Source organism: Evansella sp. AB-rgal1 (assembly GCF_041820985.1).
In the GTDB taxonomy this organism is placed as follows: Bacteria; Bacillota; Bacilli; order Bacillales; family Salisediminibacteriaceae; genus Evansella.
In genome coordinates this window covers 1-22390 of record NZ_JBGUAU010000006.1, presented here as the reverse complement: position 1 = coordinate 22390, position 22390 = coordinate 1, and the positions used below count along the sequence as shown (strand labels likewise).

General features: G+C 34.9%; 23 protein-coding genes and 1 riboswitch. Of the genes, 15 read left to right on the top strand and 8 right to left on the bottom strand.

Annotated elements, in window-relative coordinates:
* Positions 1 to 11: 11 nt before the first annotated feature.
* Positions 12 to 1037 (bottom strand): LLM class flavin-dependent oxidoreductase, encoded by a 1026-nt coding sequence (locus tag ACERII_RS06230; protein WP_373640866.1) that lies wholly within the window; start codon positions 1035 to 1037, stop codon positions 12 to 14.
* A 420-nt stretch (positions 1038 to 1457) separates the two neighbouring features.
* On the opposite strand from ACERII_RS06230, the gene ACERII_RS06225 reads away from it, so the two are divergent.
* The 11 genes from ACERII_RS06225 to xerS all read left to right on the top strand — a co-directional run bounded on the left by ACERII_RS06225 (position 1458) and on the right by xerS (position 10457).
* Positions 1458 to 2048: a molybdopterin-dependent oxidoreductase gene (locus ACERII_RS06225; RefSeq protein WP_373640865.1), complete on the top strand. Its 591-nt coding sequence runs from the start codon at positions 1458 to 1460 to the stop codon at positions 2046 to 2048.
* Between the two features lie 53 nt (positions 2049 to 2101).
* Positions 2102 to 3091 carry an LLM class flavin-dependent oxidoreductase gene (locus tag ACERII_RS06220; protein WP_373640864.1) on the top strand — a complete coding sequence of 330 codons (990 nt, stop codon included), beginning with the start codon at positions 2102 to 2104 and terminating at the stop codon, positions 3089 to 3091.
* Between the two features lie 241 nt (positions 3092 to 3332).
* Positions 3333 to 3746, top strand: a complete 414-nt coding sequence (locus ACERII_RS06215; protein ID WP_373640863.1) for a helix-hairpin-helix domain-containing protein — start codon at positions 3333 to 3335, stop codon at positions 3744 to 3746.
* Positions 3747 to 3836: 90 nt separating this feature from the next.
* A complete protein-coding gene (locus tag ACERII_RS06210) occupies positions 3837 to 4214 on the top strand; it encodes a GntR family transcriptional regulator (RefSeq protein ID WP_373640862.1) in 378 nt (125 codons plus the stop codon).
* 49 nt (positions 4215 to 4263) lie between these two features.
* Entirely contained in the window at positions 4264 to 5031 is a 768-nt protein-coding gene (locus ACERII_RS06205) for a hypothetical protein (RefSeq protein WP_373640860.1), read from the top strand.
* 15 nt (positions 5032 to 5046) lie between these two features.
* Entirely contained in the window at positions 5047 to 6258 is a 1212-nt protein-coding gene (locus tag ACERII_RS06200) for a hypothetical protein (protein WP_373640859.1), read from the top strand.
* A 19-nt stretch (positions 6259 to 6277) separates the two neighbouring features.
* Complete coding sequence (locus ACERII_RS06195; protein WP_373640857.1) at positions 6278 to 7534, top strand: hypothetical protein; 1257 nt, start codon at positions 6278 to 6280, stop codon at positions 7532 to 7534.
* Between the two features lie 24 nt (positions 7535 to 7558).
* A complete protein-coding gene (locus ACERII_RS06190) occupies positions 7559 to 8275 on the top strand; it encodes an ATP-binding cassette domain-containing protein (protein ID WP_373640856.1) in 717 nt (238 codons plus the stop codon).
* Positions 8276 to 8364: 89 nt separating this feature from the next.
* Entirely contained in the window at positions 8365 to 8601 is a 237-nt protein-coding gene (locus ACERII_RS06185; RefSeq protein ID WP_373640855.1) for a hypothetical protein, read from the top strand.
* Positions 8588 to 9169, top strand: a complete 582-nt coding sequence (locus tag ACERII_RS06180; protein WP_373640853.1) for a hypothetical protein — start codon at positions 8588 to 8590, stop codon at positions 9167 to 9169. The genes ACERII_RS06185 and ACERII_RS06180 overlap by 14 nt, the downstream gene beginning before the upstream one ends.
* A gap of 202 nt (positions 9170 to 9371) precedes the next feature.
* Positions 9372 to 10457 (top strand): tyrosine recombinase XerS, encoded by a 1086-nt coding sequence (gene xerS, locus ACERII_RS06175; RefSeq protein ID WP_373640852.1) that lies wholly within the window; start codon positions 9372 to 9374, stop codon positions 10455 to 10457.
* A 920-nt stretch (positions 10458 to 11377) separates the two neighbouring features.
* Here the strand turns inward: xerS and ACERII_RS06170 are convergent.
* The 5 genes from ACERII_RS06170 to ACERII_RS06150 form a co-directional block, all read right to left on the bottom strand.
* Positions 11378 to 12670, bottom strand: coding sequence for an MFS transporter (locus ACERII_RS06170; protein ID WP_373640850.1), 1293 nt, complete (start codon positions 12668 to 12670; stop codon positions 11378 to 11380).
* A gap of 74 nt (positions 12671 to 12744) precedes the next feature.
* Positions 12745 to 13494 (bottom strand): glycerophosphodiester phosphodiesterase, encoded by a 750-nt coding sequence (locus ACERII_RS06165; protein WP_373640849.1) that lies wholly within the window; start codon positions 13492 to 13494, stop codon positions 12745 to 12747.
* Positions 13495 to 13613: 119 nt separating this feature from the next.
* A complete protein-coding gene (locus ACERII_RS06160; RefSeq protein ID WP_373640847.1) occupies positions 13614 to 13949 on the bottom strand; it encodes a toprim domain-containing protein in 336 nt (111 codons plus the stop codon).
* A 220-nt stretch (positions 13950 to 14169) separates the two neighbouring features.
* Positions 14170 to 17391, bottom strand: coding sequence for an immunoglobulin-like domain-containing protein (locus ACERII_RS06155; RefSeq protein WP_373640846.1), 3222 nt, complete (start codon positions 17389 to 17391; stop codon positions 14170 to 14172).
* Positions 17392 to 17495: 104 nt separating this feature from the next.
* Entirely contained in the window at positions 17496 to 17639 is a 144-nt protein-coding gene (locus tag ACERII_RS06150; RefSeq protein ID WP_373640845.1) for a hypothetical protein, read from the bottom strand.
* 187 nt (positions 17640 to 17826) lie between these two features.
* On the opposite strand from ACERII_RS06150, the gene ACERII_RS06145 reads away from it, so the two are divergent.
* The 3 genes from ACERII_RS06145 to ACERII_RS06135 all read left to right on the top strand — a co-directional run bounded on the left by ACERII_RS06145 (position 17827) and on the right by ACERII_RS06135 (position 19497).
* Positions 17827 to 18489 (top strand): 3'-5' exonuclease, encoded by a 663-nt coding sequence (locus ACERII_RS06145; RefSeq protein ID WP_373640844.1) that lies wholly within the window; start codon positions 17827 to 17829, stop codon positions 18487 to 18489.
* A 181-nt stretch (positions 18490 to 18670) separates the two neighbouring features.
* Positions 18671 to 18925: a hypothetical protein gene (locus tag ACERII_RS06140; protein ID WP_373640842.1), complete on the top strand. Its 255-nt coding sequence runs from the start codon at positions 18671 to 18673 to the stop codon at positions 18923 to 18925.
* Positions 18926 to 18948: 23 nt separating this feature from the next.
* Complete coding sequence (locus ACERII_RS06135; RefSeq protein ID WP_373640841.1) at positions 18949 to 19497, top strand: GNAT family N-acetyltransferase; 549 nt, start codon at positions 18949 to 18951, stop codon at positions 19495 to 19497.
* Between the two features lie 78 nt (positions 19498 to 19575).
* Here the strand turns inward: ACERII_RS06135 and ACERII_RS06130 are convergent, their stop codons facing one another.
* On the bottom strand, positions 19576 to 20211 hold the full coding sequence (locus tag ACERII_RS06130; protein ID WP_373640839.1) for a hypothetical protein: 636 nt from the start codon (positions 20209 to 20211) through the stop codon (positions 19576 to 19578).
* Between the two features lie 305 nt (positions 20212 to 20516).
* Positions 20517 to 20701: riboswitch (Lysine riboswitch) on the top strand.
* 146 nt (positions 20702 to 20847) lie between these two features.
* Between ACERII_RS06130 and dapA the strand changes: the two genes are divergently transcribed.
* The gene (gene dapA, locus ACERII_RS06125; RefSeq protein ID WP_373640838.1) at positions 20848 to 21735 is read left to right on the top strand and encodes a 4-hydroxy-tetrahydrodipicolinate synthase; all 888 of its coding nucleotides are present in this window, start codon (positions 20848 to 20850) and stop codon (positions 21733 to 21735) included.
* 47 nt (positions 21736 to 21782) lie between these two features.
* On the opposite strand, the gene ACERII_RS06120 is transcribed toward dapA, so the two are convergent.
* A partial coding sequence (locus ACERII_RS06120; RefSeq protein ID WP_373640837.1) for a cell wall hydrolase occupies positions 21783 to 22390 on the bottom strand: 608 nt, incomplete at its 5' end.

The following is a 22390-nucleotide window of genomic DNA, read 5'->3' as shown; positions in this document are numbered from 1 at the left end:
GAAAACAACGTCTATCTGTTTTGAATTCCGGTTATTCCTGCAACTAGTTCATGAGATCGTAACCGGGCATCATGGTCATATACCATGGTACTTACCATGATCTCATCGACTTTCGTTTCATTAAGGAAGCCCTGGAGCTTTTTCTTCACCGTTGTTGGACTACCAATAATGGAAGAGCCTAATTGTTTTTCTAACAGTGTCATTTCATAGGTACTCATTAAATCTTCCATGTTTTTCACAGGAGACTGTAGCTGTGAAGGCGTATTTCGAAATAAGTTGAGAAACGTTTGTTTAATGGATGTTGCAAGATAGTCTGCTTCTTCATCTGTGTCCGCTACGATAACATTAACCGCTGCCATTGCATAAGGTTCTTTGTACTCTTCCGATGGCTGGAAGTTATCATAATACAATTGAAGCGCTGGAATCGTGTTTTCCGGTGAAAAATGACTTGCAAAAGCAAATGGCATTCCGAGTTGTGCTGATAGACGAGCACTGAATCCACTAGAGCCTAATAACCAAATAGGCACGTTTGCTCGTTCTCCTGGAATTGCTCGAACTGGGAGTTGTTCAGAGCCTTCGAAATACGCTTGTAGTTGTTCTAGTTGTTCTGGAAAGTCATCACCATTTGTATAGTTTGCTCCTCTTAGTGCATGTGCTGTTCGCTGATCTGTTCCCGGTGCACGCCCAAGTCCTAAATCAATTCGGTTAGGAAACATTGCTTCCAGTGTTCCAAATTGTTCTGCAATCACAAGTGGGGAATGGTTTGGAAGCATGATGCCACCGGACCCCACTCGGATGGATGATGTATGTGCTGCTATATGGCCGATCACTACAGAAGTCGCGGAGCTCGCGATTCCTGGCATGTTGTGGTGCTCTGCCAGCCAGTAACGGTGGAACCCTAGTTTTTCCGTGAGCTGAGCGAGCTCGATGGAGTTTTTGAATGATTGTGATGCTGTTCCTCCTTGCACAATAGGAGCAAGGTCCAGAACGGAAAATGGTATTTCAGTTATGGATTTTGCTGGTCTATTAATATGCATTATAAATCAACTACTTTCTTTGATTTGCTTGTTTGGGTGGGTATCTAGCTTACAAAAAGTTACTATATAACAATTCGTCTTTATTTTAACAGGAAGTGAAGGTCGATCAAAATGAAATGACTTAGGGTGAGTGGTGGTTCCTCGTGTCGAATTTTGTAATTGTAAGATTCCAAGGGTAAATTGTAAGAATTAGTGATTAAATTGTAAGATTCCTGCTCCCAATTGTAAGTATATATGCCTCAATTGTAAGATTTGTAAAATCTTTTCCAACAAATCGATGTTTTGCCCTTCGTTTTCCCCCTATAAACAGCTCTTTACTAATAGCATTTCAACTTTCTTGCTAAAAAATCACGAAATAGGTATCATTTTCACCAAGACAATCAAACAAACTTTGTTTTTACATAGAAGGGGTGAGCGGAAATGGAAAATAAATTACCTCCTGGTCAGTTTGAAACGGAAAAATGGCCAGTTTTGCATCAGGGAGAAGTATATGAATTTGACGAAGCTAGTTGGTCCTTTAAATTGTTTGGCGAAGTGGAAGCGGAGAAGACGTTGACTTACTCGGAAGTGATGAAGTTACCGAAAACCATTTCCTCGATTGATATGCATTGTGTGACAACGTGGTCTAAGTTTGGTACAGCGTTCGAGGGCATTGCCATGCGTGAATTGATAAAAAAAGTGGAACTACATCCTCACGTAAACTATGTCAAAATATACGGATATTATAACGGGGATCCTTTTGGTTACTCTGCAAATCTACCTTTGAAGGATTTAATGGGGGATGATGCGTTGTTCGTCTATCGCTGGAAGGATGATAATAACGAGTGGTCTGATATTTCTCCAAAACATGGCTATCCATTGCGGTTTATTCCTCCAGCTTCCTTTTACTTGTGGAAGGGATCGAAATGGGCAACGGGTATTCAATTCATGAAGGAAGATGAAGAGGGATTTTGGGAAGAACTTGGCTATTCTATGACGGCGAATCCTTATAAGGAAGAGCGGTATCGCTGATATGGATGCACAATCGTAACCGATATAATTCATAGAGAAAGGATTTCAATACGATGAAACTTAGTATTTTAGACCAATCCCCAATTCTCCCTGGGAAAACTGCTGCGCAGGCACTTCAGGAGTCCTTGAAGTTGGCGAAGCTAGGCGAGGATCTTGGGTTTTCACGATATTGGATTGCGGAGCATCATGATATCAATGCTCTTGCTTGTCCCGCACCGGAAGTGATGATTAGCTATATTGGTGCACATACGAAGGAGATCCAACTTGGAGCGGGAGCTGTGTTGCTGCCACATTACCGTCCTTATCGGGTTGCGGAAACGTTTAATTTGCTGGCGACCTTATTTCCAAATCGAATTGATTTAGGAATTGGTAGAGCACCTGGAGGATCTGCAGAGGCGACAATTGCTCTTTCTGGTAACTTTTTAGAGAAGGTTCGAAAATTACCTGAGGACTTAAAAGAGCTAATCAAGTTTCTCCATCAAGATTTTTCATCGGAAGAAATGTTTTCTAAAATCAAACCAACTCCCGTTCCTGAAGTCTCCCCCAAAGTATGGGTGCTCGGTACAAGTGAGAAAAGTGCAGTACTTGCTGCTGAAAACGGAACGGCATATGCGTTTGGACAATTCATGAGTGAGAAAGACGGTATGGAAATTATAAAAACCTATAAAGAAAACTTTCAAGGTAGAACGCCCGAGGAAAAACCTGAGGCGATTTTAGCTGTTTCTGCAATATGTGGGGAAACAACGGAAGCTGCAGATGAATTAGCTTATCATAGTTTTCTACGGAAAAATCAGATTGCAAAAGATAGTGAGACAGATAATTATGAACTTACGCTCGAACAAGAACAAATGTTCGTAGATATGAAAAATAACATGGTGATTGGTGACCCACAAGAGGTCGTACAGAAACTTCATGATATGCAACGTCAATATGGAGCGGATGAAATAATGATTATTACTATAACAAACAGTCATGAATCTCGCATTCGTTCGTATGAGCTAATTGCGAAGGAAATCTCCTTAACAGAGCTTAATAAAATTTAACGGAGAACTCTATCAGTAATAGAAGGAGGTTTCAGAAAATGAGTATGTCTGATTCATCTAAAATAATGACTAAAATGCTAAACGACATAAAAAATGAAAATAAAAAAGCTATTGAGAAAGCCAAGAAAGCACTTGATAATTAAAAAGACTGAACTGTTTTTTATAAAATAATGAAAAGATAGGTGATAAAATGACTCATAGTAAAAACCCTAAATTGCCTTTATCTAAGGAAGATAGAGCAATGCTAAGAAAACATAAAATTAAGTTAAGTGAAATACATACTAAATCAACGGAAGAATTAGCGAACGTATTAAATACAACAATCTTAAGAGCAAAACAACTAAAAGGACTAGCAACCTTTCAGCAAATTCCATCGATAGGGGAAGTTATGGCAACAAGACTGGTCGATGTGCTGGGATATCACCAGTTAGAACAACTAGCAGAAAAACACTGGCCAGATGTGTTTCATCAAATGGAAGTAGCGGAAGGATATTGGACGGATCCGTGTGTCGAGGATCAAATTATGTGTATTATACATTATGCGAATCACCCGGAAAGCGAGAAACAGTGGTTTGATTTTACAGAGGAACGAAAGCGATATAGGGAAAAGCACGGATATCCAATCGACAGACCTACGACTGCATGGTATGAGTAAAAAAACAGGAAAATAAAACAAATTTATATTGACGTGAATCGTGTATTACACATATAATACACTCAAGAGGAAAAGGTAGGTGAGACTTGTGTGTTTACGTTTTACGAGTTAGAACTCAATAATACGGAACCTGTTTATGTACAAATATCCTATTATGTGAAACGACAAATTTTATTGAAGGTGGCGGTAAATGGAGAGAAACTACCTTCCAGAAGAGAAATAGCAGCACAATTAAACATTAACCCAAATACAGTTCAGAAAGCATTCAAAATCATGGAGGAGGAAGGCTTTGTGCATACAAGTGGAAATCAAGGAAGCATCATTTACGTAGATGACACGATTTTTCACAACATTGAAGAAGAACTCACACGAGAGATGGTGAAAGGTTTCATTTCATCTGCGAAAGACATAAATTTAGATTTTAAGAAGGTTGTCGATTTAATTAGTGAACTATGGGAAGAAAAATAATTTTTTATCTACAGTGTATTACGAGACTAATACAAGCGAGGTTATTGCCATGAGAGGGTTTTACAGGTTAGTGAACTATGAAGTAACAAGGATGATAAAGGTAACATTATGCCTTTGTATTGGTATTATTTTGCTGCCAATCTATCTTCTTCATTTATCCTTAAAAGACTTACATCCACACAGCGTCATTGAACGATTTGAAAATATTTACGCAGCTTCAGGAGCAATTATTGTTTTTCTTTTATTATTACTATTATTAATTGGCTATTTTGTCGTAACTATTTATTCCCATTATTGGGGAAGCAAAAGTATATACACATATTTAACACTGCCGATTAAAAGAGAAGCTTTCTATTTTAGTTATTTTATAGCTTTTATGATCTGCCTCCTAGTATTTTTTACAGCAAAGTTAGTGAGTGTATATTGGGGGTATAGCATTTATGTCTCAAGGATAGACGACATAACGAATGGAGAAGCAGTAATGACAAATGGTCTGTTCCTTGCTTTCATTCGTTCTGAATTTCTTCGAACAATCTTTCCAATGACGGTAAATGGTATTTTTTCAACTGTGAGTATATTTTTGGCTTTAGTAACAGGAACACTTTACGGGGTGCTATGCGAAAGAAGTAAAAGATTTGCTGGATTTTTCTTCATAACTCTTTCTATTGGTATCATTATCTACATATTAAATTATCGACTAAGTGACCCTATTTATGTTTATTCCAATCTCTATATTACAGGTAGTTTACTGTTCATCTTAAGTGGTTATTTCATTTGGAAAAGTGTCAAGATTCTTAAGAGTGGATCAATTGTTTAGAAAGGAGAAGGGGATATGCAAGCTTTAAAAAAGTACTTTACCATTTTCATTACTTCTATCTTCATTTTCCTTTTTATTATACTAATATCAAATGTATACTCTGCCAAGAATAGCGGAACGTTTTATCTTAAAGATATAGAAGGTGACCGATCCATACTTGAAGACATTTCTATAACCGGTGAATTGACAGATGACCTCCATCGTAAGTTATTTTCGATTAAAGAGAATGAAATTAACACACGAACCGAATTATATAACACTCCAATCGGTCGGTATGATAATTATAAATTTATTCCTGGGGGACCCCTTGTTTTAGGAGAAAAAGAGTATGAAGTATATGGAGAAAATGACTTTGACATTATTTATCATAATATACGTGAGAGAGAAAAGGTGGGCTTAGCTTTTGTAAGAACAGAATTTAACCAAACACAAAATCGCTTTTCAAATGCTTTGGAGTTTGGTTTAACATCTATAGAAGACAAAATATATTTTACAGTTCCTACCACTGCAGATTATTCGGGATTTAATGGGATTTATGAACTACATTTTGTCGAGGGTGGTCATTCGTTCATGCCTACACATGAAAAAGAAGAAGCATCTGTCCTTACAACCTATCCTTTAGATCAAAACAATATGAGTGTACTTGGTTTAGAGTCAGTAGGAGAAAAACTCGCTTTGATTATAAAAATAGAGAACGATTTAGTTATAAGAGGTTTTACAATGAATGGGTTAGAACTTGGCGAAGCACATTTTGATGATTTTTTCATCTCCATATCTCAGGACGATTCAACTTCCTATCCATATGATATCTTTGTGAACGAAGATGATGAGATAGTAACATTGAGTTTTCAAAAAGAATATTATCCAATCCAACATCAAATAGCAAATATAGACTTTTCAGATGGTCCAAAAGCTATAAATATAGTAAATCCTAAGATAGATGATGGAATACGTGACTTTCATAACCATATAGAACACATGCTTTTTAAAAATAATAAACTTTATATAATTCTAACTACTAGAGAGCACAATAACGATCAATCATTCCATTATGGACTTCCTATTTCTTTTTTTATTTATGTTTATGAGCCAACGAAACTGCTATATAAAGGGGAAATTGTGACAGATATAAATGATGATCTGCTTATGTATCGGAACGTTACAAGTATTACGAACCGTGGTCAACTAAACAAAAATAGAACACTTGCCAATATAAATATAAAGTAAGAGAGGTGGTATTAACTCTATGGATTTTATTAAACGACATATGATCATTATCGTAAGCATTACAACATTCTCTCTCATAAGTCTACTACTATCCCAAGTGTATACCGCTAAAGACGATATCACTTTTAGATTCATTGATCATTACGGAGATCGCTCTTCGTTGGATAACATCACAATACAAGGTGAACTTAAAGACGGTTATCATAGTACACATTTTGCTATTAGTAAAAATGAGGTGAGCAGCTATACAGAAATTTTTGACTATTCTATATTTGAAACTCAGCCAAGACGTTATATGCCAGGCTTGTATATTCCTTTGGAATTAGATGGCATAGAGTATGAGTTCCGAATTAGCAATTCTGGTTTTATAGGAACTTTTGATATTTCCTACGATAAAGTAAGTTTTTCAAGCATTCAAAGGATGGGCTATACATCTCTGAATACTACTACACCAGGCTCAACATCAACAAACCATTTAGAATACGGATTAACGTCTACTGGGGAAAACATTTACTTTATGGTTCCTAATACAAGTGACTTTAAAGGTAAAAATTCTATATACGAATTAGCTCTTGTAGAAACCGAAAACATCCCGAGAACTCAATTACCTGAGTCTCGTAAAGTTACAACATATTCATTTGAACAAAACACGAATCCTGATTTACCAAAGTTATCCGTTTTAGGATTAGAGAGTGTAAATGACAACCTTGTTGTCGTGATGCAAGAAGGTGATAAACTTCTAATAAAAGGGGTTTCTACTTCTGGGGAGGAACTCGGTACTGCCTATGTGGAACAGTTTTTCTCAGAAGACAGAGAATCTGAAAATCACTATCCATCTTACAAAGCTTATGAGAATGAAGAGGATGATATCATTACGCTAAACTTTGATAGTAATTTAGGTGATACGAACCATACAATAGCAAGTTTTTCCCTTTCAAATGGAGTCGAGGTAGTTGATGTTGTTCGTACTGACTTTCTGAATGAAAAATTTGATTCTTTTCATTCAGTGGAAAAAATGATCTATAAAAATAATAAGCTTTATGTTGCCCGAACAGTTCGTGAAGCGGGAGATGAAAATTATTCTCCACCTGAGGTTACTCAACCAATTTATTTCTATATCTATGTTTTTGAAGATTCCGAGTTACTATACAAGGGCGAGCTTGTTACAGATAATAATGATGATTTAATACAAATTGACACCTTAACAAACTATGCACATGGAATTAGCTATAGTTTCAGAGATTACCGAAATTTTATGAATATCTCATTTGATTAACAGGAATAGAAGGGAGGGTAAGCAATGATCGAACTTACTAACGTGTGCAAAATTTACGGTTCTTCAAAGGTCGGATTAGCAAATGAATCAGTTAAAATAAACACAGGGGAAATTGTTGGCATATTAGGAGCAAACGGAGCTGGTAAATCTACGTTTCTTAAAGCAATTATGGGCCTTGGTGAACTTCGCCGTGGAAAAATACTTGTTGACGGACAACCAATAGAGCAGCAATATGACAACATTGCATTCATTACAGAAGAGGGGAGTTATTTACCGAATCTAACTCCTACGCAATATGGAGAGTTTCTAGCTGATTTTTTCCCGAAATTTGATATGGAAAAATATAAGAAACTACTAAAGTACTTTGACATAAACCCTCATTATAAGATTAAAACATTCTCTCGAGGCCAAAAGTCCAAGTTGGAAATTTGTGCTGGATTTTCAAAGGGAGCAAAGTACATTTTACTAGATGAACCGTTTTTAGGTAAGGATATGTTTACAAGACGTGATTTTATCAAAATGATGATTACTAACTTGCGAACAGATGAAACCATATTGTTATCTTCCCATTTTGTGGAAGAAATTGAGCATGTGATCGACCGTGCTATTATTTTTCACGAAGGACGGATTCGTGGAGATTATTATATTGATGAACTGCATGAAGAAAATAAACAATTAACAACGATAATGAAAGAAATTTCCGGCTATAAGGAAGATAAATACAAAGAAATATTTGAATGATTTATTAAGTCAGTTTAGAAACCTAGAATAACTTTCCAATTTAAAGTAAAATAAAGAAAATAGCATTTCTTGAGTTAGGAGTATGTAACATGCGGAAAATGAACTTTGATGAACTTACTTCTCAAATTGATGAAAGAAAAAAGGAAGTAGAGAGTCGTATACGTGAAAATTCTAAACATACACCACGAAAACTCCGAGGTAGAACTCGTTCCAAAGAAGAATCCGAAGCTCTAACGAAGCTAGCAATTGCAAGTTGGAAAAAAGCAGAGAGAGAAGGAAAAATCAAATATCTTTCAGACAGGGTAATGTACTATGATTACACTTGAACAGTTAAAACGAGAAGTTGCAACGTTAAAAACAAAAAATAAGTTTAATAAAATGCTTCAATTTTCTGCATTACTTACTGAATACTTCGAACCGAAGGGGATTAAACCAATTATAGTTGGAGGATTATCCGTAGAAATCTATACAAAGGGTCATTATACCACTCATGATATTGACCTAATCACTGATGGATGGGAACAATTCAATGATTTACTAACGAATGAATTAGACTTCAAAAAAATAAATAGAATCTGGTATCACGAGGACTTAGAAATTGCTATTGAGATTCCAAGTAGTTATTTAGAAGGAAGTTTGGATAAAATTTTGCAACTACAATTACCGAATAACCAATGCATTTATGTAATAGGAATTGAAGATATCATTATTCATCGCTTAGAATCGGCAATAGCAAGTAATAAGGATCATCCTGAATATATAGATGATTATGACTGGGCCGAACGAATGTTTCATATTCATTATGAGAAAAACATTGATATGAATTATCTCCTTGAAAAAGCGAAACAAACAAATTCAGATGCCATAATCAACAAATGGGTCCAGGAATCATAATTAACTTAAAAGTCGAGTATCAAACATGGATTTGATATTCGACTTGTTTTTATTTTTAACTAAAATAGCAGTTTTCCGAAGAATGTTGCTCAAAGGGGGCACTCAACATCACTTCATTCTAATCGATACATTATTACGTAAAATATCATTTTGACGAAGTAAACTGATAATGTTAAAATGATATCAAAGGAGTTGGTTAATTTTGGACCAAGATAACAAAAAACGTTTTATGGAACGAATTGAAGAAAAATCTGAAAACCTCCCTTGGTATGTTGTTGAATACATAGATAAACGAAAACGAATTCTATCACCAGCATCGTTACTTAATTATTGTCATGATTATATCATCTTTTTTGACTGGTTGATTGCGGAAGGCTTTGTAAAAGGAACTCGTAAAGATGTTCCTCTAGAGGTTCTAGAAAAACTCACTCGTCAGCAAGTGGAGGATTTTCTTTCTTTCCTAGAATTTAAGCTTCATAACTCAGATTTAACTGTAAATCGGAAACTTTCCGCTTTAAAGTCTCTTTTTCACTATTTACAAAATATTGCAGAAACTTCTGAATTAGAGCCCTATTTATATCGTAATGTGATGGCAAAAATGGAATTAAACAACATTAAGGAAGATCAAGAAACCATTGCAAATCGTATGGAAGGAAAAATCTTACGTGGTGACGAATATGAACTCTTCCGTCAATTTGTGGCTTATGATTATGGTGTTCAAAACCAGGAAAACAAAAAACTCTATAATTTCCATCAAAAAAATTGTGAACGTGATACTGCAATTGTCTCCCTCATTCTCGGTTCTGGCCTCCGACTATCGGAAGTAATCGGATTAGATGTGGATGATATTGATTTCAAAAAGTTCACTGTTCGAGTTATTCGTAAAGGAAATAAAGAGCAATTCGTATATTTTAGTGAGCAAGCCATGTTAGATTTAAAAGAATATATCGCTATTCGTACAGAGCGTTACCAACTTGAGAAAAACTTTAAAGCTCTCTTTGTTGCTGCACCAATGGGTCCTAAAGGAACAACTCGCAGACTAACTGCCCGTTCGGTGGAAAAACTAGTAGAAAAATATGCAACAGCTTTCGGTAAACCGGCATTATCAGTTCACAAATTACGTCATTCATTTGCTACACGTTACCAAATGGAAAACAATGATATACCAAAGCTTCGTCGCCAACTTGGTCATACATCTGTACAAACAACGATGATTTACACACATCTTACGAATACGGAACTACAAGATGCTGTGAAGAAGATGGACCAACGGGAAAAGGACGAATAACAATATAAGGAGTGAGACTGGAATTTATATCAACCTCCCTCCTTTTAACTTTATTTTAGTTTACATAATATAATTATTGTTAACTTTTATAATACTTAATTCTCTCTCCCTTTCTCTTTGTTATTTTTTTCTTCTTTTTAAGTTATCTGGTAGTACAAACGTGGAAACGGGCACCTCCGTAATTCGCGGTATGCATGATCTGCCTCCATTGTTACGTCCACACTCCCCCTTCACTAAGTACCCCCCACTTCCTGAAGTAATATACAACCTTAAAATCATGCACACTACCATTCCAATTAAACTTATTGATTTTTGTAGGTTTAATTGAATACTCAGAATATATTTCGATACAATTAAATAAATTTGTTAACTTTTTTTGGATAGTATTATCCATTACCCTTCCCCTTTAATTATATTCTTTTTTAAATACATTCATTATTCTTATTTTAACGTTGCCAAGGAAACTATGTAATAATCATTATTCTTGCATACCAAACTGATCATTCTCATAAATACAGAATAAGGGGGTGTTCTCTCAAGCCTTTCTTTATTTTAAATCTAGAAAAACTATTTCTATAACCAATGTGAAAAAGGAGTTGTTTCTATGTCAGGCTGGATCGTGCTCTTAGTCTTAATAATAATGATTCCTGTTATTGTTTACTTCGTAAAGAATAACCAAGAAAAAGAAAGACAAAAAAAGATAGAAGAAATACCAAAAAACGTTTGTAAAAATTGTAAAACTACACTTCCCCATGACTTTGACAAATCATTATGTCCAAATTGTAAAAAAATGCTTACTTAGTAAGTGAAATGGAAAAGGGCTATGAGTGAGGAACACTTAGCCCTTTTTTCAACATCATCATACTTAATATAATGTAGTCAATTCTGAAAATACGCGCGGTCTATACGTAGTAAACTATCTAGTATTGATTTCCTTCTTCTATTGAAAGTAAATTACTTTTTTTAATAATATTGCTTCCTTTTCTTAGAAAGTAAAAAGCTAGAAGGAAACTAGCTGATGCACCAAAGAACAGGGCTGGATGACTAAACAAATCCATTAATAGTCCTAAAAAACCCGGCGCAACAATGGAGGAAGCCATTGAGAATAAGTAATACAGTCCTGTAAAAAATCCAATTTTATTTTTCCCACCTAAGTCAGCCACTAATGGATACGCTTGAACATTTATTAGTGCCCAAGCAATTCCTCCAGTAAAAAGAACGAGTTGAAGCAATAACACCTGATTTATATTAGGTAAGATAGAGCTTAAATGTGGTAAAAAAGGAATACACAAAAAGATAAGTGGTAAGATAATTAGACCAATAAGCATAACAGGCGATTTCCCTAACTTACTCCCTAGCAGCCCGGCAGGTATGGCGAAAATAACAAAAGATAAACTGAAAAATCCTAGTGTTAAACCAGCTGTACTTTCTTCCATTTGTAAATATTCTACCGCATACGTTGTAAATTGAGCTTCCATACCTGCATATCCAATAAAATAAATAAAAATAGCAATTAAAATAAACAGATGCCCTCTAAATTGAGGTTGTCTCAACCTTTGAATACTGTTGGTGAAGGATTTTGTAGCTTGAACCTCTTCTAGATTTTCTTTAGAACTACTGACATATGGAGGTCTACGATCAACCGTAAAATATAAAAATAAAAAGGAGAATAACAGTAATAATCCAGCAACAATAAACGGGTATGATCGATCTATACCATATAAAGTTGATAATCCAAATAACGCAATAATGGCACCAATTCCCCCCATTAAATTAATGATTCCATTTGCTGTTGATCGTTTCTCTAATGGAGTATGATCTGGCATTAAGGAAATAACTGGAGCGCGATAAATAGTCATAGCTAGCAGGAAAATAATATCTACAACTAGAAGAATCCATAAGCTAACGGCTGCACCATAAGGCAATAATATAAAAAATATTGCAGCTATGGGCATTCCTACTACAATAAAAGGAAGCCTATTACCGATTTTCGTATCCACATTATCAGACCAGGCACCAATAATAGGAATAAGTAGCACTGCAAGTAAATTATCCAAACCCATGATCGCTCCACGGATAGCACGACTCTCAATGTAATCGCCTAGGATGAGAGGCATGTATGCATTGTAAAACGTCCATACAAGCATTAACGCAAAGAAACCGCTACCAATTGCAAATATTTTTCCGTAAGAAAATGGCTTGTCTTTACTCATAAGAGACTCCTCCAGTATAATGAGACACTGAGAGTGGAGTTAAAGCCCCCACATACTTCAGTGCCTGCCTCTAGTTACTTACTATTAAGTTCATTTCGAATCGCGATTGCCTTTTCTGGATAATCCGTAATAATTGCAGAACAACCACCTTTTATCAATGCATACATATGTTTTTCTTCATTTACTGTAAACGGACGAACTGGCATTCCTGCTTTCTGCGCACCTTGTAATAGATCCGGTGCAGCTACTGGTAAATAACAGTGTAACCCGCTAGCACCAATACTCCTTGCATAATTCCACGGTTCGTAAATACCCTCCATAAATAAAATTGCCGTTTCTGCTTCAGGATCTAATTTGTTAATTTCTACAAGACTATAGTGGTTAAATGATGAAATAATAGTACGTTCTTTTACATCATATTTAGTTAAATATTCTAGCACTATCTTTTCTACATTAGGATATCGAACAAGTCCGCTCTTCAATTCTAAATTTAATAATAAGGAAGTGGTTGAAACCCACTGAAGTAGCTCGTCTAAAGTAGGAATTGTAGCTCCTTTAAAAGAGTTATCAAACCAGTTTCCAGCATCATATGTTTTCAGTTGTTCTAACGTTAAATCTTTGATCCATCCTTCTCCATTGGTTGTTCTGTTAATTGTTTCATCATGTATTACTACCGGAACAAGATCCTTTGTTAAATGTATATCAAACTCTAATCCTTCTGCACCTGCTTCATAAGCAGCCTTAAATGACTCCATAGTATTTTCAGGATATGTTCCTGCAGATCCCCTGTGTCCAAAAATAATTGTTTTTTGCAATATAGTCACCTCAGTTAAATAGATTTCTACTATTAATATACTATTTTCATTAGTCTGACCCCTTTATTTTGACGAAATTTTACAATATCTTTACAATCAGCGAGCAGATCAAAAAGTAATAACAAAAATTAAAAAAATTGTGTATGTTTCACTTCAAAATACTCTTTCAATATGTCACTAAGATGAGCTAATGGCGTTGTTTCCACTTGGCGAAATCCTTTACGTGTATATAAATGAGTTGCATTAGGTAATTCTCTTTTTAATTGTTTTCTTATCTTCTCTCCAGAACTATCCGCATCCACAAATATGTAAACATCTAAATCCTCAATAGGGTAGATCAAATTCTCTAATTTCTCTTCACTTAACGTTCCATATGTACAAATAATATCTACTGGCTCATCAAGAATTTTTTTGATTTGTTTTAAGTCCTTATTTCCTTCTACAATCAATACCTTCTCTTCCATGTGAAAGTCCTCCTTCGATTGTGGAAAATTTCATGTGTATTAAAATAATTGTATTCTTGATATGGAAAATCATACAATAAAATTTCTTCACTTTTCTACTATATACAATATATCAGAGTACTATAGCTCCTACATTTGACTTCCCTTATCTTTTACTTCATTCACAACAAAAAGAAAATAAAAAACAACCTAAACCAATGATGGCTTAGGTTGTTTTAGGTTATTCGATTATCGTTCCATTAATTTGTAAATTATCAATTCGGTTGTTACCGGAAGTGCTAGTTGCACCGTTTAAGTAAACCCTGACAAATATAGGTCCGACATCGTTTACTTCACTAGGAAGAGACAATGTTTTTAACTGAAAACTTGTTTCTCTTCTCGCCGTATTTTCTCCAAATTCAATATAGCTTTCTCCATCTAGTGAGTATTTCCATTGATGTTCATCAAACCCTGTTCCAGTTCCACGAGTAGCAAAGCTAATCATAATATCTTCTAATCCTAGGGAAGAGAATTCTAACTCCACAAAGTTTCCATTATTAGCATTTCCAATAAGTGATAAGGAACCTCCACTTTGGTCATCACCCAAAACATTTATAGTAGTACCAGCAAACTCTGAAATACTGGTAAAGTTTGTTCTAAGTAGTGCTATTCCTTGATTTGACTCTAAGGTTCCTCCGCTAGTTAAATCATTACTGAAGCCACTAGAATTAAAGTTCCAATAACCAATCAAAGGTTCCACAATAACTGGCGGAACAGAGTCTTCACCTAAAACTGTTAATTCAAATTCTTTTATATTCGAAGCATCACCTTTATTTATCGTGGCCGTCAACGTAACAACAACATCTTCTTCTTGAGAAGTAACAACTCCTTCTGTCGTTATTACCTCTTCATTACTTGAAGTCCAAGTAATAATAGATCCGTAAATTCCTGTGTCAGGAAGTAATACATCTTGCGTTACATTGGAATTATCGTCAGCTCCTTGATAAAAAATTTCTAGGTTTCTAGTATCCAATTCCACTGAAACCTCATCTGATAAAGGGGATGGATTTCCTGTGATAACAATATCATCAATTCGACTTGTTCCACCTGAGCCTACAGTTCCACCATTAATACTCGTGTTAGATGTCATTAACCAACGAACATAAACGTTATCTTGGTTGAAAGTTTCTGATGGAAGTTCAACTTCTTCAACAACTGCAGAATTCCAGTTATTCGCAACAATAATTTCATTTCCAAAATCCAACCAGTTTTCCCCATCTAAACTATATTGAAGTTGGTAATCACGTGGCCCGGTATTAGATCCCATCTGTTTTGATGAAATCTTAATATTACTGAATCCAATTGTTTCAAAATCAATCATATAATACTTCGAACCCGCCCCATCATGCCAGTTATTCGTATTTAGTGCATACGTTCCACTACCACCAGTTCCTTGTGGATAAGATGGATTCAAGGAACTTTCTCTTGAGATAGTACGGTTAGTATTCGCTGGAATACCATCATTAGAGATAAGAGATTGATCTTCAAAATCCCACTCCACAATCGTAATAATTGGTTCAAGAACAGTAACGTCTAATTCTAACACTTGTGGTGTATCTCCATATATAATGGTAGCAGATAACGTAACTGTTGTTGCTTCTTCAAGAGACTTATTAATAACCCCATCATGACCTACAACATCCGTATTACTGCTCTCCCAAGTGACTATAGAGCCATATAATCCTTCTCCTGGTAATACTAAATCCCCTGTTAGACGTGTTATATTATGATTTGCTAATACATTAAGCTTCACATAATTTTTGTCAACAAAGGCTAATTCTTCATCACTTAACTCTTTTTTCTCATATCCTAGTTGTATAGCTTCACTTTCACTAAAAAACACTCTGTTTTCTGCTGGAATAATGGCATATTGATTAGGCTCAACAAATTCCTTCGTGTCATAATTACCTACAAACCTCGATAAACTACTGTCCCCTCGCTCTCTTGCTCGGAATACAAATGGCTCCTCAAGCAACGGATCATCCAAACTCCATATTCCACGTTTATTTTCCCGAGCTTCTCTTGCTGCTTCCGCATACACTTCTACTGTTTCATGCTCGAACGGATAAATAAAGTAAGTTACAGCTTCCCCTTGGCGAACCATCTCCAAATTGGTATTTACTCCATCTAAAGTAATAACCTCTGCAAGAAGACGACCATAAGCATCTAAAGGCTCTTCTCCAAGGCGAACAATGACTCGGTCTCCACCACTTAAATAATTTCGTAAATATTCTCCTGCACGAATTCCATGATCCATTTGATGTTGGTCTAAATCATTTCGTACTGCATGATATGTCTCTGCTGTATCCATGTTTAAGAAACGAACATTTGTAGCACCAAAAACAGGTTCTAGAATTCGAATTGTATCTCCGTCTACCACTCGATCAACAGTCACTTCAAACTCTCGATCCTTTGTTGTGGGTCTGTCCTTTTGAACTTCAGAGAGGACAATATCATCTTGCTTCCTAGGTAAAACTTGGAACGCATTATTATATTTACTCATTACACCAGTTATTTCAAACCAGTTATTAGGTTCAATATCTTCAAGAAAAATCCCTGTTGATTCCCAAACACGTAAAACCATGGTTTGAAAATCTTCATCAACGGCGGAAACGTTAGCACCACCAAAGTAGTAAGTAGGAACAGTTTGGAAAAAACCCTCAAAAGTAATTAATTGCCCCTGTAGTGACTCTGCCAATTCCGTATCCATTATATCCGCAATATTAACTGCTTTCGCAAGTATTGATTTATCAGTACCTAAAACTTGAATATGAGAAACTGTTATTTGTGTAACTCCATTATATATTCCAACATCGCCTGATACTTCTATATAATCTCCTTCACTTAGCTCAGGAAACTGTTGCGGACTAAAGTTAAATAACTGGATCCCTCCTGAGGGGTCCTGTATATACACATTTAATCTACCTGCTTGAAGTTGATAATTATCTACATTGACTATTCCTCTTACTGTTACTGTTTCACCTATCTTATTTCGTGCATTTTCAATACTGTTTTCAGCATCGTATACAAATACTTGAACCCTTTCTGTTAGTTGCGTTCTTCCTCGAGATCCAGTAGCAGAAACGGTAGTAACACCAGGTCTTATTGCCTGTAATACTCCATCCCTAGAAACTGTAACAACAGATGTATCATCAGAAGACCATACAACTTTAGAATTTTTCAGATTGTTCGAATACGTTACAGTTGCATCTAGTTGCAATTCTTCACCTATAGATAGTCCAATATCATTAGGTGATATAGTCACATCAACCACTCGATTAGCTGGTCCTGGAACTAAATGAGGATTAGCATAGGTTGCTTGTCCAAAACCAAACGTTGATAAAACTAAAATGGTGATAAGGAGCAGAGAAATCCACTTTTTTGATATTTTCATTCGTAACATTTTACACCTCCGTAATATATGAAACTAGTAAAATAATAGCACACGTATCCATGTAAAATATAGTTAATATTCCGAAAACTTTATAAACGAATAGTATCAATTAGCTATTTTCCAAACAAATTTGGTTTAGGACCCTCTTCGTTGCGCGTCATGATAATAACAGAGTCCTTAATGCTAATGTTTCTCCCTTGTAGTGAGATACATTCTTTCCAGATCGATTCATTAATCTCTTTAATACTCACACTCATTTTTATTCCCCTAATCGATTATTAACTTCATCACTGTAAATTAGTTTAGTCTCCCCGTCTTATTAATCGAAAAAAGTATGTTGAATGTAGTAACAGATTTACTTCTATATGAGTGTTGGTGGTCAATCTCATGGTTTATTAGTAATCAAAGATTGGTTACAATAGAGATTAGAAAGGAATGATTTTCTTGATAGCTGTAGTATATGATTTAGAATTAGTTAAAAGATTTAAAAAAGGACAACTTGCTGAAATTGTGGAAATTGGAGCATGCAAAGTGGATTTAAATGAAGGTACTATTATTGAAGAATTACAAATATATATGCTGCCAAAAAGTGGGCATATCCCGAAAAGTACAAAAAAATTTATAAAGATGACCGAAGAAGATGTTAAGAAAGCGATACCCTTTAACTCTGGAATAAAGAAATTTGCGGATTGGTTAGGAGAAGGGTATTACTTATGTTCGTGGGGAAAGGACGACAAAGTACATATCCTTGATCAGTGTTCTCGAAATAAATTAGCTTTGGACTGGTTTCAAAATTATAATGATATTCAACCACAAATTGGAAAAGCGTTGGAACATGATACAAAGGGACAGCTTGGGTTAAAAAATGCACTACAATTAGCTGAATTAGATGCTCACGGTCAAGCTCATCGTGGTATTGATGATACAATTAATACAGCTAGACTCCTTATAAAATATAAAGATAAAGTAAAGTTTCATAAGAATACCGTTACAAATAAGGAATTAAAGCTCTTAGAAAACAAAAGAAAACGCAATCGGTTCCGTGCAAAAAAGCAAGTGAAATTACAACAACAAAACACTTCTCCAATAGAAAGTAAGCCACATTAAAGAAATTCTGTGGCTATTTTTTATACATAGAATCTTATTTTTTCCTTTTACCTTTCCTGCATCCTTCCTTCAAATCAGGCTACTTAACTATTCCAAATCCCTATTTCTCACATACTCTAAAAATAAGGAACAGTATCTTAATGAATTGTTTCGTAATCTAAAACTAAAAGGGTGAGGGAAAATGTCTGTTCAATATTATTACAACTTATGTAATGAGTGCATGGGTCAAGATGTTGAAATAACAGATCATCACGGAAAGAAATACGCAGGAAAAATTGAAAAGGTAGACCATGAAAATGTATATCTTCGTCAAGCTTCAGCACCTTCTGCTCAAGGTCAAGGTCCTGGATTATTCTTCTTTCCATTAGCAGCGGGAGCATTAATAGCTATTCCTCTTATTGGTATTGCTGGTTTTCGACGTAGAAGATATTATTAGAAAATCTAAGGAGCTACCTTCTAATGAAAAATAACGTTCGATTACCCCATTTCCAAACAAAGAACCTCATTTTTCGTTCACTGAAACTAGAAGACAAATTTGATATTTACTATTTGTATTCAGACCCTAATGTTGTAAAACTAGATGTAAGTGATCCTATAAATAGTTTAGAAGCTGCAGAAGAATTGATAAGAAAAGCAAGTGACTCTTCAACGGATCCTCATTCTATTCATTGGGGTGTGGAATTAAAAGAAACAAATCGGATTGTTGGTACATGCGGCTATAAAAATTGGAACAGAGTTTCTAATCATGCTGAAATAGGTGGAAATCTAGCTAGTGAATTTTGGGGTAAAGGGTTAGCAACAGAAGGATTAAAAGCATTATTAGATTATGGATTTGTAAAAATGAACCTGAATAAAATTTATGCAAGTACAAATTGTCAAAATATAAGTGCCCTCAAATTAATGAAAAAGTACGGATTCTGTCAAGAAGGTAGACTCCGAGAACATCAACTATTAGATGATCAATATTATGATGTATTCATTTTTTCACTTCTTTATAAAGACCAATAATTTTCTAATTAAGAAATAATCGTAATTTTAAACGAGGAAAGAGGAAGTTTAAATAGAGTCCTCTTCCCTCGTATTTTTTTAATCTACATTTTTTATATATCCTTTTTGACCATCTTCTAGGGTCACCTCTTCAAACCCTATTTTCTGCAAATACTTTATATGTTTTTCTTTAGTAGAAAAACTAATACACTTCGAATATCCTTTCGTTAAAAAAAACGATTTACAATCCTCAAATATATAAGCGCCTATTTTAAAATCTCTATATTCTGGAATAACAAAGTCCAATTCCACTTCAAGTGTATCTTCATCATATTTGGTAGCTAAAAATACTCCTGCTGGAACCATATTACGCAATATGTAAAAACTAATCTCATAATTATAACTATTGGAAGGCTCTTTATCTGCTACTTTTTCAATTTCATTTTTATAAAATTGCAAAAAGTAATTAAAATATTGAGAATTATCATCGATAGGTAACATTTTAAAGTACTCTTTCGATTGATAAATTTTCGATAGATAATAAACATTTATCAAAGCAATTCCTAAATTCATCAAACCTACTGGTAAGGCACCAATTAAAAATCCGTATATTGCAAAAATGCTAGAACCTAGTAAGTTTATCCACCTAAGCTTAATAATCGAGCTCATTAATAATGATATTAATACAATTAAAGATGCTAAATACCCTAACCATTCTAACCAGTTAACATTCAAAGAAATAATCCCCCTTCAACACAAATATTATAACAATGACTACATATAACATATCGAACGAGTTAATGTCTAATATAAACATCTATATAAAAGAATTATCTTGCTTTTCGACATAATAAATACATTCGATTAACTAATCCACTCTTTTTATTATTGACATAAAATAAAATGATATGAATAATGTTACACCTGAATAGAAATATACATATTTTTTCCCACAGATTTTAGGGAAAGTATTGCAATTAAAAATAATATTTGTTAAGGTTAAAAAAAGTTCAAATTCTTTACTTCAATATTTACTTTGAAGTGAGGGTAGAGGTGCAAACACCATCAGTACACAATCTTTAGGGAGTGAGACCCGTGGATAGATGTGGAAAGGGGTTTTTGCCGAAGCAGCAATCTTACTCATGAGCTTGTTGCTGGTTCTGTCATTAAATAGATGCAGAACTGTCATATAGTTTTTACGACTATATGGAGGGCTATCTCACGCTGGAATAACCGTGTTATTTCCAAGCAACAACGAGACCCTTCGTTGTTGCTTTTTTATTTTATACACGGTTCCGGGATTTAGCTCTATTCAGGAACTTGAGCCGTCTTTATGACGAACAAAATCTGTTGAATAGAGGGGTTTTTATAATGAATTTTGGTAAATTAATCACTGCAATGGTAACACCATTTGGTCAGGATGGGGAAATTGATTTTCAAGCTACGAAATCTCTAATAAACTACTTACTAGCAAATGGAACAGACGGACTTGTTGTTGGTGGTACGACAGGAGAATCTCCAACACTTACAAAAGAGGAGAAAACAGCATTATATCAATATGTTGTGAAGGTTGTGGATGGTCGTGTACCTGTTATCGCTGGTACTGGTTCTAATAATACAAGAGAATCAATTCAGTTGACAGAAATTGCACAAAAATCAGGTGTTGATGGCGTAATGCTTGTTACTCCTTATTACAACAAACCTTGTCAAGAAGGTATGTATCAGCATTTTAAAGCAATTGCTACCTCTACTGATCTACCTATTATGTTATATAATATTCCTGGACGAAGTGTTGTAAACCTTAATGAAGAAACAGTTATTCGTTTATCTAAAATAGAAAATATTATATGTATTAAAGAAGCTAGTGGTGATTTAGAATCAATCGCTACTATTATTGAAAACACACCAGAGGATTTCTTAGTATACAGTGGAGATGATAGCTTAACATTACCTCTTTTATCCATTGGTGGACACGGAGTTGTTTCTGTAGCATCTCATATCATTGGTAGTGATATGAAAAAAATGATCACTGCGTTTGAAAATGGTGATAACAAATATGCAGCTTCAATACATCGAGAACTATTACCTATGATGAAAGCTCTATTTAGTGCACCAAATCCAACTCCTGTAAAAGCGGCATTAGAAATGATAGGACTGAATGTAGGTTCTGTTCGATTACCACTAATTCCACTTACACAAGAGGAATCGCATAGTTTGTATAATACAATTCAACCAAAAATTTTACCTAATGTTGTTTGAAAGATTTAAGGAGTGTTTAAAGGTCGTTCACCTTTAAACACTCCTTCTTAATATGCAAAGACATGATTTTCAATTGTAGTTGATACTGTTCTACTTCTCACCCACTGATCATTGGTTTTACTTGGGTTATAAAAATAAAGTGCACCATTTGTTGGATCTTCTCCCTGAAGTGCCCTTCTTGCGGCATCAAAATTTGTTTCATTTGGCGTAGCTGAGTTTAATGTACCATTGGAAGCAGGAGTGAACTGAAATAGTCCATTTGTATTTTGAAATATGACCTCTTGCACAGTATTAGGGAATAAATTACTTTCCACTCTATTCATGATAACTGCCCCTACTGCAATTTGACCTAATAAGGTCTCCCCTCTTGCTTCACTATGAATGATTTTGGCAAGCCATAATAATTCCTCTTGCTGTACATTTTCTGTCTGATTATTGTTTGTTGAAACACTATCTGATGAAGAAGGTATCGTTAATACTTGTCCAACACGTAAAAAATCACTTGTTAAATTGTTTGCTTGTCTTATTGCGTTAACCGTTGTTCCATTCCTTGAAGCAATTCCGGATAGGGTATCTCCTGACACTACAATATATGTTGAATTCTGTGTTAGCTGTGTCGTTGATGGTGCTGACGTTCCTGTACCTGGTATTGTTA

Coding starts and splice junctions, on each gene's coding strand:
- ACERII_RS06200 (WP_373640859.1), top strand. CDS start 5,047: ATGCAAGCTTTAAAAAAGTACTTTACCATTTTCATTACTTCTATCTTC.
- ACERII_RS06170 (WP_373640850.1), bottom strand. CDS start 12,670: ATGAGTAAAGACAAGCCATTTTCTTACGGAAAAATATTTGCAATTGGT.
- ACERII_RS06135 (WP_373640841.1), top strand. CDS start 18,949: ATGAAAAATAACGTTCGATTACCCCATTTCCAAACAAAGAACCTCATT.
- ACERII_RS06205 (WP_373640860.1), top strand. CDS start 4,264: ATGAGAGGGTTTTACAGGTTAGTGAACTATGAAGTAACAAGGATGATA.
- ACERII_RS06180 (WP_373640853.1), top strand. CDS start 8,588: ATGATTACACTTGAACAGTTAAAACGAGAAGTTGCAACGTTAAAAACA.
- ACERII_RS06150 (WP_373640845.1), bottom strand. CDS start 17,639: ATGAGTGTGAGTATTAAAGAGATTAATGAATCGATCTGGAAAGAATGT.
- ACERII_RS06230 (WP_373640866.1), bottom strand. CDS start 1,037: ATGCATATTAATAGACCAGCAAAATCCATAACTGAAATACCATTTTCC.
- dapA (WP_373640838.1), top strand. CDS start 20,848: ATGAATTTTGGTAAATTAATCACTGCAATGGTAACACCATTTGGTCAG.
- ACERII_RS06195 (WP_373640857.1), top strand. CDS start 6,278: ATGGATTTTATTAAACGACATATGATCATTATCGTAAGCATTACAACA.
- ACERII_RS06225 (WP_373640865.1), top strand. CDS start 1,458: ATGGAAAATAAATTACCTCCTGGTCAGTTTGAAACGGAAAAATGGCCA.
- ACERII_RS06190 (WP_373640856.1), top strand. CDS start 7,559: ATGATCGAACTTACTAACGTGTGCAAAATTTACGGTTCTTCAAAGGTC.
- ACERII_RS06220 (WP_373640864.1), top strand. CDS start 2,102: ATGAAACTTAGTATTTTAGACCAATCCCCAATTCTCCCTGGGAAAACT.
- ACERII_RS06215 (WP_373640863.1), top strand. CDS start 3,333: ATGCTAAGAAAACATAAAATTAAGTTAAGTGAAATACATACTAAATCA.
- ACERII_RS06140 (WP_373640842.1), top strand. CDS start 18,671: ATGTCTGTTCAATATTATTACAACTTATGTAATGAGTGCATGGGTCAA.
- ACERII_RS06155 (WP_373640846.1), bottom strand. CDS start 17,391: ATGTTACGAATGAAAATATCAAAAAAGTGGATTTCTCTGCTCCTTATC.
- ACERII_RS06160 (WP_373640847.1), bottom strand. CDS start 13,949: ATGGAAGAGAAGGTATTGATTGTAGAAGGAAATAAGGACTTAAAACAA.
- ACERII_RS06185 (WP_373640855.1), top strand. CDS start 8,365: ATGCGGAAAATGAACTTTGATGAACTTACTTCTCAAATTGATGAAAGA.